At 30.7% G+C, this 18,551-nt stretch carries 14 protein-coding genes; 8 read left to right on the top strand and 6 right to left on the bottom strand.

Going from position 1 to position 18,551, the window contains the following annotated elements:
• Positions 1-6: 6 nt before the first annotated feature.
• The 5 genes from QBK95_RS00920 to QBK95_RS00900 form a co-directional block, all read right to left on the bottom strand.
• Positions 7-246: a MoaD/ThiS family protein gene (locus tag QBK95_RS00920; RefSeq protein ID WP_280929576.1), complete on the bottom strand. Its 240-nt coding sequence runs from the start codon at positions 244-246 to the stop codon at positions 7-9.
• A complete protein-coding gene (gene mobA / locus QBK95_RS00915; RefSeq protein ID WP_280929574.1) occupies positions 237-809 on the bottom strand; it encodes a molybdenum cofactor guanylyltransferase in 573 nt (190 codons plus the stop codon). Before mobA ends, QBK95_RS00920 begins: the two co-directional genes overlap by 10 nt.
• Positions 806-1,138, bottom strand: coding sequence for a winged helix-turn-helix domain-containing protein (locus QBK95_RS00910; protein ID WP_280929572.1), 333 nt, complete (start codon positions 1,136-1,138; stop codon positions 806-808). Before QBK95_RS00910 ends, mobA begins: the two co-directional genes overlap by 4 nt.
• Positions 1,139-1,280: 142 nt before the next feature.
• On the bottom strand, positions 1,281-2,459 hold the full coding sequence (locus QBK95_RS00905; protein ID WP_280929570.1) for a molybdopterin molybdotransferase MoeA: 1,179 nt from the start codon (positions 2,457-2,459) through the stop codon (positions 1,281-1,283).
• A gap of 150 nt (positions 2,460-2,609) precedes the next feature.
• Positions 2,610-3,143, bottom strand: a complete 534-nt coding sequence (locus tag QBK95_RS00900) for a hypothetical protein (RefSeq protein WP_280929568.1) — start codon at positions 3,141-3,143, stop codon at positions 2,610-2,612.
• A gap of 362 nt (positions 3,144-3,505) precedes the next feature.
• Between QBK95_RS00900 and QBK95_RS00895 the strand changes: the two genes are divergently transcribed.
• The 4 genes from QBK95_RS00895 to QBK95_RS00880 all read left to right on the top strand — a co-directional run bounded on the left by QBK95_RS00895 (position 3,506) and on the right by QBK95_RS00880 (position 9,086).
• Positions 3,506-5,827: a patatin-like phospholipase family protein gene (locus QBK95_RS00895; RefSeq protein ID WP_280929567.1), complete on the top strand. Its 2,322-nt coding sequence runs from the start codon at positions 3,506-3,508 to the stop codon at positions 5,825-5,827.
• A 53-nt stretch (positions 5,828-5,880) separates the two neighbouring features.
• Positions 5,881-6,333, top strand: a complete 453-nt coding sequence (locus QBK95_RS00890) for an Xre family toxin-antitoxin system antitoxin (RefSeq protein WP_280929565.1) — start codon at positions 5,881-5,883, stop codon at positions 6,331-6,333.
• Positions 6,333-6,788 (top strand): RES family NAD+ phosphorylase, encoded by a 456-nt coding sequence (locus tag QBK95_RS00885; RefSeq protein ID WP_280929563.1) that lies wholly within the window; start codon positions 6,333-6,335, stop codon positions 6,786-6,788. The genes QBK95_RS00890 and QBK95_RS00885 overlap by 1 nt, the downstream gene beginning before the upstream one ends.
• A 225-nt stretch (positions 6,789-7,013) precedes the next feature.
• Positions 7,014-9,086 (top strand): M13 family metallopeptidase, encoded by a 2,073-nt coding sequence (locus tag QBK95_RS00880; protein WP_280929562.1) that lies wholly within the window; start codon positions 7,014-7,016, stop codon positions 9,084-9,086.
• Between the two features lie 69 nt (positions 9,087-9,155).
• Here QBK95_RS00880 and QBK95_RS00875 read toward each other — a convergent pair whose 3' ends face one another.
• Positions 9,156-9,800 (bottom strand): hypothetical protein, encoded by a 645-nt coding sequence (locus QBK95_RS00875; protein ID WP_280929559.1) that lies wholly within the window; start codon positions 9,798-9,800, stop codon positions 9,156-9,158.
• Positions 9,801-9,905: 105 nt separating this feature from the next.
• Between QBK95_RS00875 and QBK95_RS00870 the strand changes: the two genes are divergently transcribed.
• The 4 genes from QBK95_RS00870 to QBK95_RS00855 all read left to right on the top strand — a co-directional run bounded on the left by QBK95_RS00870 (position 9,906) and on the right by QBK95_RS00855 (position 18,495).
• Entirely contained in the window at positions 9,906-11,243 is a 1,338-nt protein-coding gene (locus QBK95_RS00870; protein ID WP_280929558.1) for an aspartate kinase, read from the top strand.
• A 563-nt stretch (positions 11,244-11,806) separates the two neighbouring features.
• Positions 11,807-13,345, top strand: coding sequence for a YifB family Mg chelatase-like AAA ATPase (locus QBK95_RS00865; RefSeq protein ID WP_280929556.1), 1,539 nt, complete (start codon positions 11,807-11,809; stop codon positions 13,343-13,345).
• 403 nt (positions 13,346-13,748) lie between these two features.
• Entirely contained in the window at positions 13,749-16,280 is a 2,532-nt protein-coding gene (locus tag QBK95_RS00860) for a patatin-like phospholipase family protein (RefSeq protein ID WP_280929554.1), read from the top strand.
• Between the two features lie 436 nt (positions 16,281-16,716).
• Positions 16,717-18,495 carry a helix-turn-helix domain-containing protein gene (locus QBK95_RS00855; protein WP_280929551.1) on the top strand — a complete coding sequence of 593 codons (1,779 nt, stop codon included), beginning with the start codon at positions 16,717-16,719 and terminating at the stop codon, positions 18,493-18,495.
• The last annotated feature ends 56 nt before the right edge of the window (positions 18,496-18,551 follow it).

Here is an 18,551-nt window from a genome sequence, read left to right as displayed (position 1 = left end):
TTCTCTTTATCCTCCAGCAAATGAAGGTAACAATGCGATCTCAGTGTTAGGGGTTAATAAAATATCATTCTGTAAAATTTCTTTATCAACAGCTATTTTAAATGATATGGGTTGTAAATTTTGATATTTATCCTTTAATAAATTTTCTAACTGGTATATGCTACATCTGTTACCCACAGATATGATCTCTTCACGACAGTTAGTAGCTTCTGCAATCATTCCAAAATACATAACCTTTAGTTCCATTGTATTGCGTTCTTATATTGTTGTTGTGTATTAATATTATGCACAAATGGCACAATCTTTTGATCTACAGGGATACTTTTTACTTTCAATGTTGAAAGCGTTTTTCTAAGACTAAGACGTTTTTTTTCTATACTCTCTAAAAAATTTATAGCTACTGATTTATTATACAATGTGATTAGCGGGATATCTTCATATGTAATTACATTATAATCGGATTCATCATTAGCAATGAGGTTTTTAAGAACTGGTACAGTAATAAATGGAACATCGCAACTCAGAACTAAATTTTTTTCTGTTTGGGTATGTTTTAAACCTGTATAAATACCTCCAATAGGCCCTTGGTTTGGGATAATATCCTGAATGCATGGATATCCAAATTGTGTGTACTCTTTATTACCTGTAATGATTAGAATTTTGCTGGTTACAACCTCTAATGCTTTTATAATATGTTGAATAAATGGAATACCTTTATGAAGCTTCAAACCTTTATCCTGACCCATTCGGCTACTTTTGCCGCCAGCAAGTATAATTCCAGTAATGTTTGAATCGTTTTTTAAAGTCATAACTGATGCTCTTTTAATTGTTGATCCAAAAAATCCCAGCAGTTTTTATTAATATTTTCGAAAGCGCTAATCATTTTAATACCATACTCTGTAATTATAGTACCACCACCTCCATTTCCACCTGTATTGGTTATAACGATTGGATTGGAAGCATTTTTATTGATAGAATCGACTAAATTCCATGCTTTTTTATAGGACATACCTAAAGATTTAGCAGCTTTAGAAAGTGACCCTTCAGTTACAATAGCTTTAAGTATTTTTATTCTTCCTTCACCTAGAAAAACTCCTTCTTCTCCTTCTATCCATATCCTACTTTTTATATGATACATATCGATCGTTATTTCCTGAAAGATATAACGAAAAAAACAAAGGATACATTGTTTTAGAAATTTTTATGATTTATTCAAAATAAAAGGAATTCTTAATAAAAAAGGTAATATAGCATAGGTAATTTTTCGAAGTTTGTTATGATTAATTCGGGAGTAGAATGGTTTCTACGATGCTCCCTTTTGGAATTTGACTCAAATTTTCTGGAATATAAATCAAAGCATTTGCAATTGCATACGTATATAACATGGCAGAACTTTGACCTTCGAGGATTTCGACAGTGTCATTAGTTACCTTTGCTTTAAGAAATTGCGCTCGATCTCCTTTTTTTATAAAATCAGTAGTAATAGATTTCGTGGTTCTGATAAGACCTGTTGCATTATTATTTCCCATCATCTTTTGAATAATGGGTAGTACATAAATATAAAAACAGGTTAATGATGAAGCGGGATTACCAGGTAGTGCAAAAATCAAGGTCTCGTTATTTCTTCCGAAGAATAAGGGCTTCCCAGGTTTTTGCTTTATTTTATAAAATAATTCTTCTGTGCTAAGTTCTGATAAAGCTTCTTTTACAAAATCATAATCCCCTACAGAAATACCTCCACTAATTAAAACTAGGTCATTATACTGTATTGCTTGATCGATGATATCTTTAGTACTTTGATATTCATCTTGAACTACATATTTTGTAATCTCCGTCACTTGTAATTGTTCAAGTGTAGCTTCTAGTTGAATCGAATTACTTTCGTAGATTTTTCCGTCTTTAAGTTTTTCTCCAGGAGTAATTAATTCGTTACCTGTAGTAATAATACCTACACGAGGAGCAGGATATACTTTAATTTTATTGATTCCTAATCCAGCCAGAAATCCTATTGCGGCGGCAGTTAGTTTTGTTCCTTTGTGCAGTGCAATAGCGCCTTTTTGAATTTGTTCGCCAACGGATCTAATATTTTGATTTTCTTGTATTTCACCATCAATTGAGATGGTATCTTTTGATTTGAATACTCTTTCCTGAATAACAACAGTATTGGCATTATCGGGAACTCTTGCTCCGGTAAAAATGCGTACACCTTCTCCTGGTTTTAATGTATAATCATTAGCATCTCCAGCTTTTACCTCGCCAATAATTCGATAAGAATTTGTAGTATTAAGAAGTAACGCATAACCATCCATCGCTGATTGACGAAATGGAGGCATATGTATTGGAGCGATAATATCTTCACTAAGAATGAATCCTCTTGCATCTTTAAGGAATATTTCGGTAGGATTTGGAGTATAGGATATTTGGGAAATTATGGATAGCGCCTGCGAGACAGAAATCATGTGCAATAAATTTATTTCAAAAATATTGCTTTGTGTGGAAGAAACCTAAATTTTTAGATCTCGATGCATAAACTTAAGTTTATAACAAAAGAAAACACGACAATTGCTTGCCGTGTTATCATACATAAAACCTTACTTTTTATGATTGATTTAACCTTTAAAAACGATTTTTCTTAGTTTGTATCCTTCAACTTTAATGAAGTATGTTTTTGGATCTCTATAATTATGAATATAGTCATCCACTTTACCGTTGTCTAATAATCTACCTGTTAAAGTATATAGACTATAATTAAGACCTTGGGGTACGTCTTTTATGTTTTTGAATGTATCAAGACCTGTGCTTTGCTGGCAAGTAGAGTCAGCTAAAAATCGATCTATAAATGTAACTCTTCCTTTTTTCTCACCTTCTAAGGTTACCGTAGCGGATTCATCAATATCAAGAATTCCTGTTCCAGAAATATCTCCAAGAATGATTAAACATGCATTTCTAATTTTTATACGAGCTCCATTTTCTATATGTAAGCTTTCCGTTATAAAAATTACACCTTCTTCAGTATTTTCATCTAAACCGTTAATTACGGTATTTTCCGTCACAGACATTAACTTATAAGAAATGTCAATTTTTACATTTGCAAATGCCACACTTGCAAAAAGTAATGTTAATAGGGGTAGTAGTTTTTTCATAAGGTTCAGTTTTTTGGGTTAAACTGCAATTAAAAAAGTAAGAAATTACTTACTTAAACTAAATTTTTATCGCTATAAAGCGCGTTATTAACGACAAGATACAACTTATTATGTTAAAACCATAACTTTTTGTACTTTAAAATTGTTTTTTTTACATTTTTTTTGACGAATATTCTCGTTACTCCTATAAACACTAGGCTTTAGACAAATGTTAAAATTTATCGTTTCATTAACATATTTTGGTTTAATTCATTGATTTTAAATAAATAATAATGTGGAGTCCAGCATGATGATATTTTAGACTTAATTTTCGGTAGAGTGTATAGTTTTAATAATATTTAGTTCTAAATTTGATAATAGTGATGAAGAATTTATTATTATTTTTTCAGGGTTTTAATATCTGGTTTAAAAGTTTGCTAAGAGAGCTAACCAATAACATTATTAGTGTTTTTTTTATTGTTGCAGTATATATAGCGCTTTGGCATTTTCCTCAAACTGTAGATTTATTGTTAATTCTTAATCAGGCCGATACCTTTTTATTAGAGGTACCATTATATTTTGGATTTCTTTTAGTTTCAGCTTTTTTAATTTGGAACGTCCCTAAATACTTCTATTTTCATAATTATAAGGATATTTCGTTTTCTAATCTTATAGGGTTTATACCGAATCAACATTACAACTTTCAGGATAGAAGTGTCTCGGTTAGTTATTCTTATAAGACACGAATCCATATGAGAAAAACACTACCAAGAATATTGGCTATTCTATTATTAACCATATCTGCTTTAAGTATTTTAAATGCAATGGAGTTATTCGGTTTAGAGAATTCGTATACAAAGCTTTTAAACCCTACAAATACTTTAATATTGATTGTGTTTTTATTATTGCTATTATCAGAACCTAAATTATATAGAATCTTAAGAAGTTTTTTTAATCGAAGCATTAAGACACCAGTCTTTTTTTTCGGTATTTCCATAGGGTTAATACTTTTGATGATATCTCTGGGATCTTTAAATACACAAGCAGAAAAAGACTTAGGCAACCTGTTTCTTTCTAATTGTGCGCTTGTATTAGTTTTTGCTATTTTATCTTTTAATAGCTATAATTTCCTTAAAAAAATCCCTAAAAACCGATTTTATGGAATGATCCTAACATCTGGGTTTCTAATACTGATAGGGTTTTTGATTATGAATATTTATCCAGATTTGGCAACTAGAATTAATCCATTATCGATTTTAATTTTTTCTTTGTTGAGTCTTTTTATGATTAGTTTTATACTAATCTTATTAGGAAAAAAGATAAAACTTCCTCTTTTATCTATTGTTGTAGTATTCTGTGTTTTTTCTGCCAGATTCTTCTCTGATTCATCTACCCATTATCAACTTGATTTAAAACAAACAAATGTAGACAGGCAGCCATTAGAAACATATGTATATTATTGGTTAAAGAGTAGAGAAGATATTATCAAAAATAGAGATAAACCTTTTCCTGTAATTATGGTTTCTGCTGAGGGAGGTGGATCAAGAGCTGGACTCTGGTCATTTTTAATACATAGTTATTTATACGAAAAATCAAATGGATCTTACTTTAAAGAAAACCTACTTTCATTAACAGGTGCATCTGGAGGAAGTGTAGGTAATGCTATGTTTTTTGCTGAAGCTCAAAATGCTGTTTCTAATAATACCATCTCTAATTTTAAAATTGACGATAATACCGAGTATCCTGGTTTACAATATAAAGCAAGCGCAATTTATAAAGAAAATTATTTGTCAATGGCCTTACTCTCTTTGTTAGGAAGAGATTTGTTTAAAGAGCTTACAAGCTTATTTAGTTTTAAAAACAGAGGGCAATTGTTAGAAGAACAATGGATTAAATCCCATGAAAAATATTTTTCAAGCTCAGATAATAAGGGTATGCTTGATAGAGAGTTTTTATCTTTTTATAAAAATATTCCAAGTAAAAATAATTTTGAGCCTAATCAACAAATACCTCCTTTACTATTAATTAATACTACACATACGCAAACAGGGAATTATAATATTATTAGTCCAGTGACATATTCTCATGTAAGGCCTTTAGCAGGGATGAATGATTTTTTGAGTCATATGCAATCTATACATCCTGATAAATCCATAGCACTCTCTACTGCCATGCGTATCAATGCAAGCTTTCCTTTTATAACACCCGTTGGAGAAGTTCGAAGGAACGCAACAACAGGAGAATTCCAATCAGATCAATATGCAGATGCAGGATATTATGATAATATAGGAGGAAGAGTATCAAAAGGTATTGAAGAAGTTTTAAAAATGGTCCTAAAGGATTCCTTTCCAAATTTAAAAGAAAAAGTAAAAATCAAGCATATGATCATTACTAATGAAGATGATAAAATTGCAAAAACTAATACACAGTTAGCCGCACCATTAGTAACATTAAAAAATGTACGATATGGTCATACACAGGAAGCTTTAAAAAGATTGGGAGATGATTGTATAATTAAATTAAAACAAACTAAAATAATACCACCATCTTCAACGTTATTTTTAAAAGATATAGACAATGAAAAATTGGAAATAAAACCAGTTTTACCATTAGGAAGATATCTATCTACAATAGCTATTCGATCCATAGAAGCTAGAATGGATGAAGTTAGCGAAGAATTAGATGCTATTTTAGAAATTAAATAAGACATTTGTCATTATTTTTCGTACTTTTGTCTAAATAAAAAGCTGATTGTACTATGAGCGCAGTATCACCACTAGATTTTGATGAAATAGAAAACAGAGGGTTGTTACGATACCTTAATATAGATATTCCATTACGCAATGTTTATGATTTTATCGAATTATCCCGTAACGGAATAGATAAAAGGGCATTGTTACACCTTGCCAAAACGATTGAATTTGATTTAAGTGAATTGGCACATGTACTGCATTTATCAGAACGTACCATACAACGTTATGAATTGAATAAAAAATTGAGTACTGAAGCAAGTGCTAAAGCTTTACAATTAGCCAAACTTTACGCAAGAGGGGAAAATATTTTTGGGGATTTAGATCGTTTTAAACGATGGATGGAACACCCTAATGTAGCGTTAGCAACTAAAAAACCAAAAGAACTTCTAGATACCACATTTGGATTTCAGTTATTGAACGAAGAATTGGTTCGTATAGAGCATGGAATTTTTGCATAATGCTGGTATATAGAATTGCTAAACAAAAGTATATCAGAGATCTTACTGGTATTGGTGCAAAAACTGTTGGAGGAAGATGGAATCCAAAAGGAGTAGCTGTGTTATATACAAGTACTTCTACGTCACTTTCTGTTTTAGAGGTATTAGCCCATTTACCCGCTGCATATTTTCCCGATAATATGTGTATTGCTACCATAGAAGTACCTGATGAATTAACTACATCTATTGATATCAAAGAATTACCTAAGGATTGGAATAAAACTCCACCATCTACAGGGATTCAGCATTTCACAATGAATTGGATATCAGAGAATAAACATGTAGGGTTAAAAGTCCCTAGTATTATTGTTCCCAGAGAACAAAACCTTCTTATTAATCCTTTACATCCCAATTTTAACTTGGTAAAATTAATAGAAATTGAACCTTTTAGTTTTGATGCACGCCTACTAAAATAAATCTTAACTATTTGTTAAGCTATTTTAGGTTGTTGTTGTAATTAATTCATTATTAGTGTTTAATGTTTTTGGTGGATTTATTTTTTAGTTAAAAATTTGTACAATATTTCTTACATGTTTCCATTTTACATAAATTGCCAATAATAATATGAGTAACGAATCCTCAATTCTAACGTCATATTGTAGATAACTAATCTTAATTTTAATAGTATAATGAGTACAAAAATGAGAAAAGTCTATTTTTTAGCAATATTTGCGATTGCCTTTATCAGTTGTAAAAATGAAGCTAAAAAAGATGATGAAAATCAATCAGAAACAATAGCAGAAGTAGAAAAAGTACCTGGTATTGTTCTGGAGAATATGGATGCTAATATTAGTCCAAAAGAAGATTTTTACAACTATGTAAATGGTAGTTGGATGAAAAATACCGAAATTCCTGAAGATAGAACAAGATGGGGAGGTTTTGGAGTATTAAGAAAAAAGACAGATTATGATGTTCTTGAAATCTTAGCAAAAGCAAAATCTAGCGGTAAATATGCGGCAGGAACGGATCAATATAAGGCATTATTGATTTATGAGTCTATTATGGATACTGTCTCAAGAGATAAAGCAGGCGTTACTCCATTGCAATCTACTTTAGATAAAATTGCAGGAATAAAAAATCTTAGTGATTTGCAAACCGTATTAGCTACAGAAACAGCAGCTTCTGCTCCTTTTGCTGGATTGGTATCTTTTCCAAATCTAAGTAATAGTGAGATAAACGCTCCATATATTTCTACTGGAGGATTAGGGTTACCAGATCGAGATTATTATTTAGATCAAGACGAAAAATCGGTAGAGATAAGAGGTCAATATGTAGATCATATAACTAGAATGCTTCAATATATTGGAGAAACAGAGAAACAGGCTCGTAAGAATGCCGAAACGATTTTATCGATCGAAACTAAACTGGCAGAACCAAGATTAGATAAAGTTGAGAGTAGAGATACTAGAAACTTTAATAACCCAAGATCAATTGAACAACTTACTGAGATGACTTCGGCTATAGATTGGAATCGCTTAATGAAGGATCTAGGAGTTACAAAACAATTAGATTCTGTAATTGTAATGCAACCTAAATACATGAAGGAATTACAAAATGTTCTTACAAGCAGCAGTATCGAAGATCTTAAAACTGTAATGCGCTGGTCAACATTAAATCAAGCATCTGGTTCTCTTTCTACAGAAATAGAGAAAGCCAATTGGGATTTCTATAGTAAAACCCTTAATGGAGCTTTAAAACAAAGACCTATGGAAGAACGTGCGTTGGCAAGAGTAAATGGTTCTGTTGGTGAAGCGATCGGACAATTATATGTAGATGCCAAGTTTCCTCCTGAAGCAAAAGCAAAAGCAGAAAAAATGATTGCCAATGTTATAAAAGCATATCAAAAAAGAATCGAAGTACTAGATTGGATGAGTGATAGTACTAAAACTAAAGCGATTCAGAAACTAGACAAGTTTACAGTAAAAATAGGATACCCTGATGAGTGGGAAGATTATTCTACCTTAGATGTAAAAGATGGAAATTCGTATTTTGAAAATATGATGGCTGTAGCTGAATGGGGATTCAAAAAGAATATCAGTGAAATAGGAGAACCTGTAGATAAGACAGAATGGGGTATGTCTCCACAAACTGTAAATGCATATTTTAACCCATTATTTAATGAAATTGTATTTCCTGCTGCTATACTACAACCACCTTTTTATAACTATACGGCTGATGAAGCTGTAAATTATGGAGGAATTGGAGCAGTAATCGGACATGAAATATCACATGCATTTGATGACTCTGGAGCCCGTTTTGATGCAAATGGTAACCTTTCTAATTGGTGGACAGAAGATGACCTTAAGCAATTTACCGAAAGAGGAGGAGCACTGGCTGAACAATATAGTGCGATTGAAGTTTTAGATAGCGTATTTATCAATGGTAAATTCACTTTAGGTGAAAATATCGGTGACCTTGGTGGAGTACTAGGTGCATATGATGGATTGCAAATGCATTTTGCCGAAAATGGTAGACCAGATGATATTGATGGATTTACTGCAGAGCAGCGATTCTTTATGTCTTGGGCAACTGTATGGAGAACAAAGATTAGAGAAGATGCATTAAGAACTCAGATTAAAACAGATCCTCATTCTCCAGGAACAACTAGAGCTATACAACCTTTGTTAAATGTTCAAGCATTTTATGATGCTTTTGATATAAAAGAAGGTGATAAAATGTATTTAGCTCCAGAAAAACGAGTTAGTATTTGGTAATAATACCAATATCAATATGTAAAAAAAAGCCCTGTTTTTCAGGGCTTTTTATATATATGACTATTTTATTTAGTTTTCTTTAATTTCATTCATTAACAGAAAAGCATCATTTACATATTCTTTTTCTAAGAATAAAGTGAAATAATTAGAGGTAGAAATGATTTCAAAAACAGGAATACCTTCATACGCTAAAAGCTTAAAAATATAAAAGTATAATCCAATAGATCTAGAACTATCATCTGGCAGAGCAATAGACATAGAGGATAAATTATCTGTAACAGAAATACAGGTTTCATGTTTAAAATGATCTTCTACAATTTCTTTTAAAGAAGATGATACCAAAATATTACTTTCCTGAAAGTTACTGGAATATGTAAAATAAGTTTTGGTTTTGTCTTTTACCGTATTTAATAGATTGGATTGACTCGTTAGAATAGTATTAGAGTTTAAAAAAGCATAATCCGTAATACCGGATCTAACAACAATATCTCCTAGACTTCCTAGGTTGTCAGAGTGTTTGATTCGTTTAGGATGATATCGACGCAATGCCATTACAATGGAACCAGCTTTTACTGGTTTTCGCATTTCCTTTTCTATCTGAGGAAGTAAATCTGCCGCGAGAGAACTAAAATTGATGATATCTCTGGATAATGCATCTTCTAAAAAAGGCTGATGCCTAAGGATATTGTGTACACAATCAGTAATGGTTTTCATTTTGTTAGATATTTAACATATTGTGTAAATATATACTTTTTTTATGAAAATATTTATTATTTTACCTCTAATGTCTAATTATGCAGTGTAAAAAAGAATAATGTAATGAAAATTTTGAAGTTCGGAGGAACATCTGTTGGATCGGTAGAGAATTTACACAAAGTAAAAGATATTCTTATAAGTAATGATGATCAAAAAATTGTAGTATGTTCGGCAATGTCTGGAGTTACGGATCAATTGGTAAATCTTATTGAGTTTATTAAACTCAAAGATGGAGAGGCGATCACTAGAAATCTGCATAGATTAGAAAGTAAGCATCATGAGGTTATCGATGCATTGATAGATAAAGATGATGTATTAAAAAATAAACTTAAAGAGGGTGTTTCTGCAATAATTACAGAAATGTTAGAATTATCTAATAAAGAATACTCAGAAGTTTTAGATGCGAAAATTGTAACTTTTGGTGAAACGCTTTTAACATTTATCTTTTCGAATTTTTTGAATTCAGTTGAAATTTCGAATCAGCTGATCAATGCTAAGGACTTTATGTATGTGGATAATGTAGATAATCCTAACATTCAAAAAGTTTCTGAAAAATTGAATAAAGTCTTAGATGAGAACGAACCTTCTCAGATATATATTACTCAGGGTTTTGTTTGTAGAGATCATCTGGATCAAATAAGTACATTAAAACGAGGTGGGAGTGATTATACTGCTACAATTATAGGAGCTGCTTTGTACGCACAAGAAATCCAGATATGGACAGATATCGATGGATTACATAATAATGATCCTAGGTATGTAGAAGGCACAAATCCTATAGCACACCTTACCTATAATGAAGCAGCAGAATTAGCATATTTTGGTGCTAAAATATTGCACCCTCAAACGGTTTCTCCAGTAGTTAACAAGGATATTCCAGTGTTGTTAAAGAATACATTTGATCCCGAAGCTTTGGGTACAATAATCTCTAACAAAACCTATAAAAAGGGATTAAAAGCAATTTCTGCAAAGGATGGTATTACGGCAATCAAAATTAAGTCCAACAGAATGTTGATGGCACACGGATATCTAAGAAGAATTTTTGAGGTTTTCGACAACTATCAGACCTCAATAGATATGATTACTACTTCAGAAATAGCTATTTCATTGACGATTGATGATACCACATATATTGATGAAATCTTACAAGAGATTGAAGGATATGCAGAAGTTACAGTAGAACAAAATCATAGTATTATTTGTATTGTTGGTGAGTCCGTAATTAATGATAAAAATTCGCATAGACTTTTTGAAATTTTAAATTACATTCCAGTTAGAATGATTTCTTATGGAGGTAGTAACAATAATATTTCGATTCTTGTGGATACTAAAGATAAAATACCAACCCTTAGGTTTTTAAATGAAAAACTGTTTCTGACTCATCAAGAAGCAGTGCTTTAAGTTGTTTGTTATGTATTGATGAGTTAAAAAGTAGCGGTAGACTTGCTTGCAATTATCTAGTTTCATATTCAGTCTTATTACTACTTTTTGTTAAAATTATTGTTTTTGCTAAATCCCAATGGTTGATCACCTTGGGATTTTTTATATGCCGATATAGGGTATCTTCACAGTTAACTGTTTTATATGTGTAACCATGATTCTAACAATTGCAATGCTAAAGAAAATAGTAGAAAAATATCGCCTTGAAATTGTCTTATTCGTTTTTTATTCAATTGTAGCAATGACTTTTTTTAAGCTTTTTATGAATTAAATGTAGATCTAATTTCTCACGTACAACATTTTATTTCAAAATCAATTTGTAGTCGTTTTCTTTTCCAGAATGTATTCTCAAGTATCTGAAAAGATATAGTATGACTAGACAGTTTTCTTCCTTTTAGATCAACATTCTTTTTCTAAATCATATTGAAAAATATTAATTTCAGAGGTAACATATGTCTTCCTATAAACACATAGTATTATATATAAAAATATAATACGATTAGGTTAATCAAATAATAGAGCATATGTTAATAAAAGTCTTTGGGAGCGCAGTTTTTGGCGTAGAGGCTACCACAATCACAGTAGAGGTTAATATAGATAAGGGAATAGGATATCATTTGGTTGGATTACCGGATAATGCAATTAAAGAAAGTAGTTTTAGGATTGCTGCAGCATTACAGAATAATGGATATAAACTTCCAGGTAAAAAAATTACTATTAATATGGCTCCTGCTGATCTTAGAAAAGAAGGATCGGCATATGATTTAACTCTTGCACTTGGAATCCTTGCCGCTAGTAATCAAATAAAAGGTGAACATATTTCTGAGTATCTTATTATGGGAGAACTCTCGCTAGACGGAAGTCTCCAACCAATTAAAGGAGCATTACCTATAGCTATTAAAGCTAGAGAAGAGGGATATAAAGGTTTTATTCTTCCAAAACAAAATGCAAAAGAGGCAGCTATTGTTGATAACCTAGATGTATACGGAGTGGAAAACATCAAAGAAGTGATTGATTTTTTTGATGACAAAGGATCTTTAGAACAGACGATTGTGGATACAAGAGAAGAATTTTATAAGGAGTTAGATAATCCTGAGTTTGATTTTGCAGATGTCAAAGGACAGGAAAGTATAAAAAGATGCATGGAGATTGCTGCTGCTGGTGGTCATAATATTATTTTGGTTGGACCTCCAGGTAGTGGTAAAACCATGCTTAGTAAACGATTACCAAGTATTTTACCACCAATGTCTCTTCAAGAAGCATTAGAAACAACAAAAATCCATAGTGTGGTAGGTAGAGTCAAAGATAATATTGGGCTTATGGCGCAGCGTCCATTTCGTAGCCCTCATCATACTATTTCCAATGTTGCACTTGTTGGCGGTGGTAGCTATCCTCAACCAGGTGAAATTTCATTATCTCACAATGGAGTTTTGTTTTTGGATGAACTCCCAGAATTTAAAAGAGAAGTATTAGAAGTGATGAGGCAACCACTAGAAGATCGAGAAGTGACAATTTCCAGAGCTAAATTTACAGTTACGTACCCTTCAAGTTTTATGTTAGTAGCAAGCATGAATCCTAGTCCTGGAGGTTATTTTAATGATCCCGATGCGCCAGTTACTTCATCTCCTGCAGAGATGCAGCGATATCTTAGTAAGATTTCAGGTCCTTTGCTAGATCGTATTGATATCCATATAGAAGTTACACCTGTGCCTTTTGATAAATTGAGTGAAGAAAGAAGAGGAGAGACTAGTGTAGATATCAGAAAAAGAGTAATTACGGCCAGAGATATACAAACCAAACGATTTCAGGAGTTAAAGAATATTCATTATAATGCCCAGATGGGAGTAAAACAATTACGTACATATTGTGAATTGGATGACGTTTCTAAAAAACTGCTAAAAACCGCTATGGAACGATTAAACCTTTCTGCCAGAGCATATGATAGAATTCTAAAAGTATCCAGAACGATCGCAGACCTTGAAGGAACAGCATCTATAAATGGAGATCATATTTCTGAAGCTATACAATATCGCAGTTTAGATCGAGATGGTTGGTTAGGGTAACTACATTAATAATAAACATTTAATAAAAGATTGTTTTTCAAAAACAGTGTTTTTCCCCTGTTAACATCCAGCAAATAGTACTACTTTTATAACGGTTAAATTTTAATCGTTAACTGTTTATAGCATACTGTATTTATATGCAATATATGAAGTAAGTATAGTAACCATCAACAATACTTATATTCAACGCAATTAAAACAAGTATTAAATGACAAAAATACCTGATAATGTGTACTATGTTGGTATCATGTTTTTTGTATATTTAGACTATAGAATCCCCACCAATTGATCACAGATGTTGATTGCAATACTGTGAAAAATACCCCATTATCAATAATTGTATCCTAAAGAAATTTACTTTACTAGTAAGTCAATATTATAGTAAGAATATAAAATTAATACGATGAATATAATACAACAAGTAATGGATTGGTTACATAGTTTTTTTGTTTCATTTAATAAGTTCAGGCGTTCTTCTCTTTTAAGTATTATTGTTTTGATAGTTATTCTATTGATGGTTAAAGGGTTTGATCAATCTTATACATTATTGATAGATATGATAGAAAGAGATCAAGGTTCTTTAATCTTATGCTATGTATTGATTGCTATGTTTGCTTTAGTCCTATCACATTACCCTATTTATGTGTATTATGCTAAAGATATTAATAATAGTAAGGATGATCATTTATGGTATGTACATTTGTGGTTACGCCTGTATCCGATTTATACTTTTCAGAAGAAAACAGGATCTTATACACCTGATTATTTATCAAAGTATTTTAGATATTGTTTGGGGTTAGCTATACTATGTATTTGGCATTTTTATATATATAAATCTTTCTTACCTAAGTTTCTTTTTGTTAAAGAAAATCTAGGATTTATTCAACTTATGAATTGGGTGTTTTGTATTGTACCATTTATTCTTCTAGCCTATGCATTATATCTAAAAGGGTCTCAGAAAAAAGAGTTAAACAAAAAAGGAACACTCTTATTTTTTGTGAATTTTATAGTTGTAATTATACTTTTAATAGCAATCGCTTTTTGTGAATTTAGTTATGCCACCTATTGGTTATTACAGATTACCACATTTATGATATCATTATTGTACGTGCTATTTAGACTTTATAGAGGTGAAATAGCCCGTAATTATAGTATTCCAATATTGCGATATATTAGTGATGTATTTAATTATTTATTAGTGTTTTTTATTTTCTCAATATTTGTTTTTTCATTACTCGTATATTGTAATTTTGCTGTGTCATATGACCTACCCATCGTGAATGCAATGGCTATTTTACTGTCTTATTTTTACATTATATATTACCTGTTAGCCTGTATATTAAAATACGTATTTGTAATAGACGTATTAGGAAAACAACAGGATATAACCATGAGTTTCGAAGAGTATAGAAGTTATGTTGGAGTAGATGTAAATAGAGCAACAAAATTAATAGATTTTGAAGGCCAAAAAAGGATAGTGAAACGAGGAAAAAAAATAATTTCATTATCCATTGTGTTGGTAATAATTTCACTAATTGTATCATTTACAACCGAAAGTAATATTCATAAATTAAACACATCAGATACAACAATATCGGACAAGAAACTATCTTTAAAAACCTTCGAAGATACAATACACAATAAGGTAGATAAACCACTCTTTTTTGTAGCATCTCATGGAGGAGCTTTAAAGGCTAACATATGGACAATGAAGCTGTTAAATACACTTCAAAAAAACACAGATGGTGTTTTTCTTGATCAAACAGTTTCTTTTTCTGGAGCTTCTGGAGGAATGATGGGATTATCTCTCTATTCCGTATTAGCTGGAAAATACAATGATTATAGCATTATAGATGATAGAATAGAAAAAGTAGCTCTGGAAAAATTCGCCTCCAAGGACTTATCATATACCTTTGGGTATGATTTGATACGAAAATTTTGGCCGTTTAAGAAATTCGGAACTTATAGAGACAGAGCATACTATTCTATGGTTAAATATCAGAATTTATTAGAAGCTGATGAGAACAGTACAAACAGGGATCTAACCACAGAATCTTTCCAATCATATTGGTATAATAATATTTTTAATAGTGAAAAAAATGACAAAAAATATTTCCCCGCATTGATTGTAAATACAGCTAAGACTAATGGTAGAAGAGGTGTATTTTGCTCTCTCAATATAGAACCTGAAAAGAAAGTATTTTTTAATGTGGATAATTTATCACAGTTGGAAAATGATAAAGAAGCGGTAGCGTTTTACGAAGCTGTCTCTACAACCAACAGATTTCCGCTTTTCAGTCCTGCTGCAAAGATTTCAGGTCATGGACATTATATAGATGGTGGCGCTATAGATAATAGTGGATTATTAAGTACTTTAGATCTATATAATTACTTAAATCAAAAAGAAAAATTTAAAAATGCACGAAAAGTATTCGTAGAAATTATTAACGGTAAAAGTATATATATCAATCATTTGATTAAAAGATTCAAACAAAATAATCCTGAGGTTCATTTAGAGTTTAACGAAATTGAACAAGACAATATCATAGCCGATGCAAAAACTGGATTTAACCTAGATAAAATACCTAATTATCTTAGTGAGTTCATGCAGGATATGAGTGAAAAAGACCCTACGGTAGAGTATATACCAATTTATTTACCTAGAAAAATTAATATAGATGACTTGCAACAAGTAGTAGGAGGAAAATTTGGTAAAGATTTAAAAGAAAAATTAGAGAAATTTTTAAAAGAAGAAAACAATAAAATTCTGGCATATACAGATCAAGATCCTTCCAACTGGGATACTTACGAACCCACATTGGCTAGACACTTGAGTAAGAGTACTATAAAATATTACGATAAAGTACTTGAAAAAGACAATGAAATAAAAAATAACATAGAGTGTATAAAAGTTTTTTTAGGGATTAATAATTAATCAGTACACTTATTTTATATGCATGAGTTACATACTTTTTTAATACTTTATTAGAAGAAAACCATGGGTAAATAATGCTACTATAATTAGATTCATAATGTATGGGCTAGACAATTTTTAACCTGATAATTAACTTCTGATATAATAAAACGTCTTAAATTGAATGGAGGTTATTGGTTAGAATTGTATTTTAACATGGACTTATGTTAATTTTATATAAAGAGGGGTAATATGTTTTTTTCCCCGACTTACCTTTACTTTTAAAAGATAAAATAGCACTACTTTAACTGAAATTTTCCGCATAAAATTCTTTTTTATGCTCAGTTTTAAGTGTAACAAAATACAATTATAATTGTCTTATTTAGATAGGACGAATGTTTGAAATCCTATACATAATTTCTAACACACATGTCTAATCAATATATACTCACTACCTATGTTTTTTTTAAAGTTAACTCAGATACGATACTTTTGTAAAGTACTTTCCTTTCTTTTTTTTATCAGCTCTTTTGCGCAGAATAAAGAAACAAATCATAAGGATGTAAATCGTATTCCAGATCATATAAAATCGTTCATAAAGAAATCTGATTCGGTTCAAGAAATTAACAGCTTAATTTCTAAAACATTATCAGAGGATAAAGATTCTGCGCTTGCCATCGCATATAGCGAGTTATTTCTTGAACGTGGGAAAAAAGAAAAAGATTACAATATTCAATATTTATCTAGTTATCAATTAGCTTATATCGAATATATTAGGTCCAATTATTTAGCCACAATAAAAAATACATTAATAGCTACAGAAGCTGCAGAAAAATTAAAAGATACCAGCAGAATTATAGATAGCAATGTGCTATTGGGCAGTGCTTATTACTTGATAGGGGCTTACGATAATGCATTGCAACCATATATTCGAGGAAAAGAACTTTCTAAGACTATTGGTAGTTTTTCATATGAGATTATTTGCCTAACCAATATCGCAAATTCTAGAATGAAACTGCATAGATATAAGGATGCATTGACGAGTTTTAATTTAATTTTAGAAACTTTAGAAAACGAAAATGATGATAAATTTATACAGTATAAAGAAACGTATTTAAGTTCTTTATTAGGAAAAGGAAAATGTCTCACAGAGCTAAATGAGTCAGATCGAGCGATAGCGACATATAACCAAGGAGTTCGATTATCCGAAGAAAATAATCTTTTAGAATACAAAAGTTATTTCTATATCAACTTTGGGGATATTTATTTTAAAAAACAAGAATATCATAAAGCGCTGGGTTTTTTAAAAGAAGGGAAAGACATCCTGAATAACATTTCTGGTGGACAACAAACTAATTTGTACATAGCCAATTTTTATATGTCAAGGTGTTATTTTAAGTTAGAGAATTATCAAGAAGCAATTTCTTTGCTGAATGAAAATTTTAGTTTGATTGGTGATCGCATGGAAACCGATAAAATTGAGGATATGTTTCAATTAGCTATTGAAATTTCAAAAGCAACAAGTAATCAGGAACAACAGATATTTTATTATGATAAATTACAAAAAGTTATACAGTACAAAAGCGATAAACAATTAAAAGCAAAGGATATATTGTATGAGGATGACTTAAAAGATTTTCAATTAGAAAATGAGAAACTCGAAAGCGAAAAAACACAAAATGCAACAAGTAAAAAAGTAATACTTTTTATCTCTATAATATCTTTAGGAGTATTATTTTCTGTATTTCTTGGTTACAGAAGAAAAACAAAAATTAAAGAACAAAAGTTTCTTACTATTATTGAAAATATTCACAATAAAAAATCTTTAGATAAACCCAAAGAGGATATTACTAAACCAGAAATTGAAGACGAAAAAGCAAAAGAAATACTGAATAGACTTCAACAAATGGAAGCTACTCATTTTTATTTATCAGAAGATTGTAATCTATATTCAACAGCAAAACTTCTTAATACAAATACCACGTATTTATCTAAAGCATTAAATGAAACAAGAAAGCAATCATTTAATCAATATATTAATGAGTTAAGAGTAAATTATGCACTGTTAAAACTTAGAGATGATTCTGTTTTTAGATCTTATACCATTAGAGCGGTTGCCAAAGAGTTAGGATATAAAAGTCATACTACATTTATAAAAGTATTTAAAGGTAAAACTGGGGTCAATCCAGCATATTATATCAACAAGTTAGAAAGGAGTGTAGACTTAGCCGTTTAAATTTATAAAAATGAACAATTACGTTTATTAAAAAAGCTCAAATAGTGATAATTTGT

Origin of the sequence: Aquimarina mycalae, from assembly GCF_029906345.1 — a bacterium.
GTDB lineage: Bacteria > Bacteroidota > Bacteroidia > Flavobacteriales > Flavobacteriaceae > Aquimarina.
Note: the sequence above shows the minus strand (reverse complement) of the source record. Positions and strands in the feature narration are given on the sequence as shown.

Excerpts from the sequence above, each read along its gene's own strand:
- QBK95_RS00920 (WP_280929576.1), bottom strand. The coding sequence starts at position 246 with ATGGAACTAAAGGTTATGTATTTTGGAATGATTGCAGAAGCTACTAAC.
- mobA (WP_280929574.1), bottom strand. The coding sequence starts at position 809 with ATGACTTTAAAAAACGATTCAAACATTACTGGAATTATACTTGCTGGC.
- QBK95_RS00910 (WP_280929572.1), bottom strand. The coding sequence starts at position 1,138 with ATGTATCATATAAAAAGTAGGATATGGATAGAAGGAGAAGAAGGAGTT.
- QBK95_RS00905 (WP_280929570.1), bottom strand. The coding sequence starts at position 2,459 with ATGATTTCTGTCTCGCAGGCGCTATCCATAATTTCCCAAATATCCTAT.
- QBK95_RS00900 (WP_280929568.1), bottom strand. The coding sequence starts at position 3,143 with ATGAAAAAACTACTACCCCTATTAACATTACTTTTTGCAAGTGTGGCA.
- QBK95_RS00895 (WP_280929567.1), top strand. The coding sequence starts at position 3,506 with ATGAAGAATTTATTATTATTTTTTCAGGGTTTTAATATCTGGTTTAAA.
- QBK95_RS00890 (WP_280929565.1), top strand. The coding sequence starts at position 5,881 with ATGAGCGCAGTATCACCACTAGATTTTGATGAAATAGAAAACAGAGGG.
- QBK95_RS00885 (WP_280929563.1), top strand. The coding sequence starts at position 6,333 with ATGCTGGTATATAGAATTGCTAAACAAAAGTATATCAGAGATCTTACT.
- QBK95_RS00880 (WP_280929562.1), top strand. The coding sequence starts at position 7,014 with ATGAGAAAAGTCTATTTTTTAGCAATATTTGCGATTGCCTTTATCAGT.
- QBK95_RS00875 (WP_280929559.1), bottom strand. The coding sequence starts at position 9,800 with ATGAAAACCATTACTGATTGTGTACACAATATCCTTAGGCATCAGCCT.
- QBK95_RS00870 (WP_280929558.1), top strand. The coding sequence starts at position 9,906 with ATGAAAATTTTGAAGTTCGGAGGAACATCTGTTGGATCGGTAGAGAAT.
- QBK95_RS00865 (WP_280929556.1), top strand. The coding sequence starts at position 11,807 with ATGTTAATAAAAGTCTTTGGGAGCGCAGTTTTTGGCGTAGAGGCTACC.
- QBK95_RS00860 (WP_280929554.1), top strand. The coding sequence starts at position 13,749 with ATGAATATAATACAACAAGTAATGGATTGGTTACATAGTTTTTTTGTT.
- QBK95_RS00855 (WP_280929551.1), top strand. The coding sequence starts at position 16,717 with ATGTTTTTTTTAAAGTTAACTCAGATACGATACTTTTGTAAAGTACTT.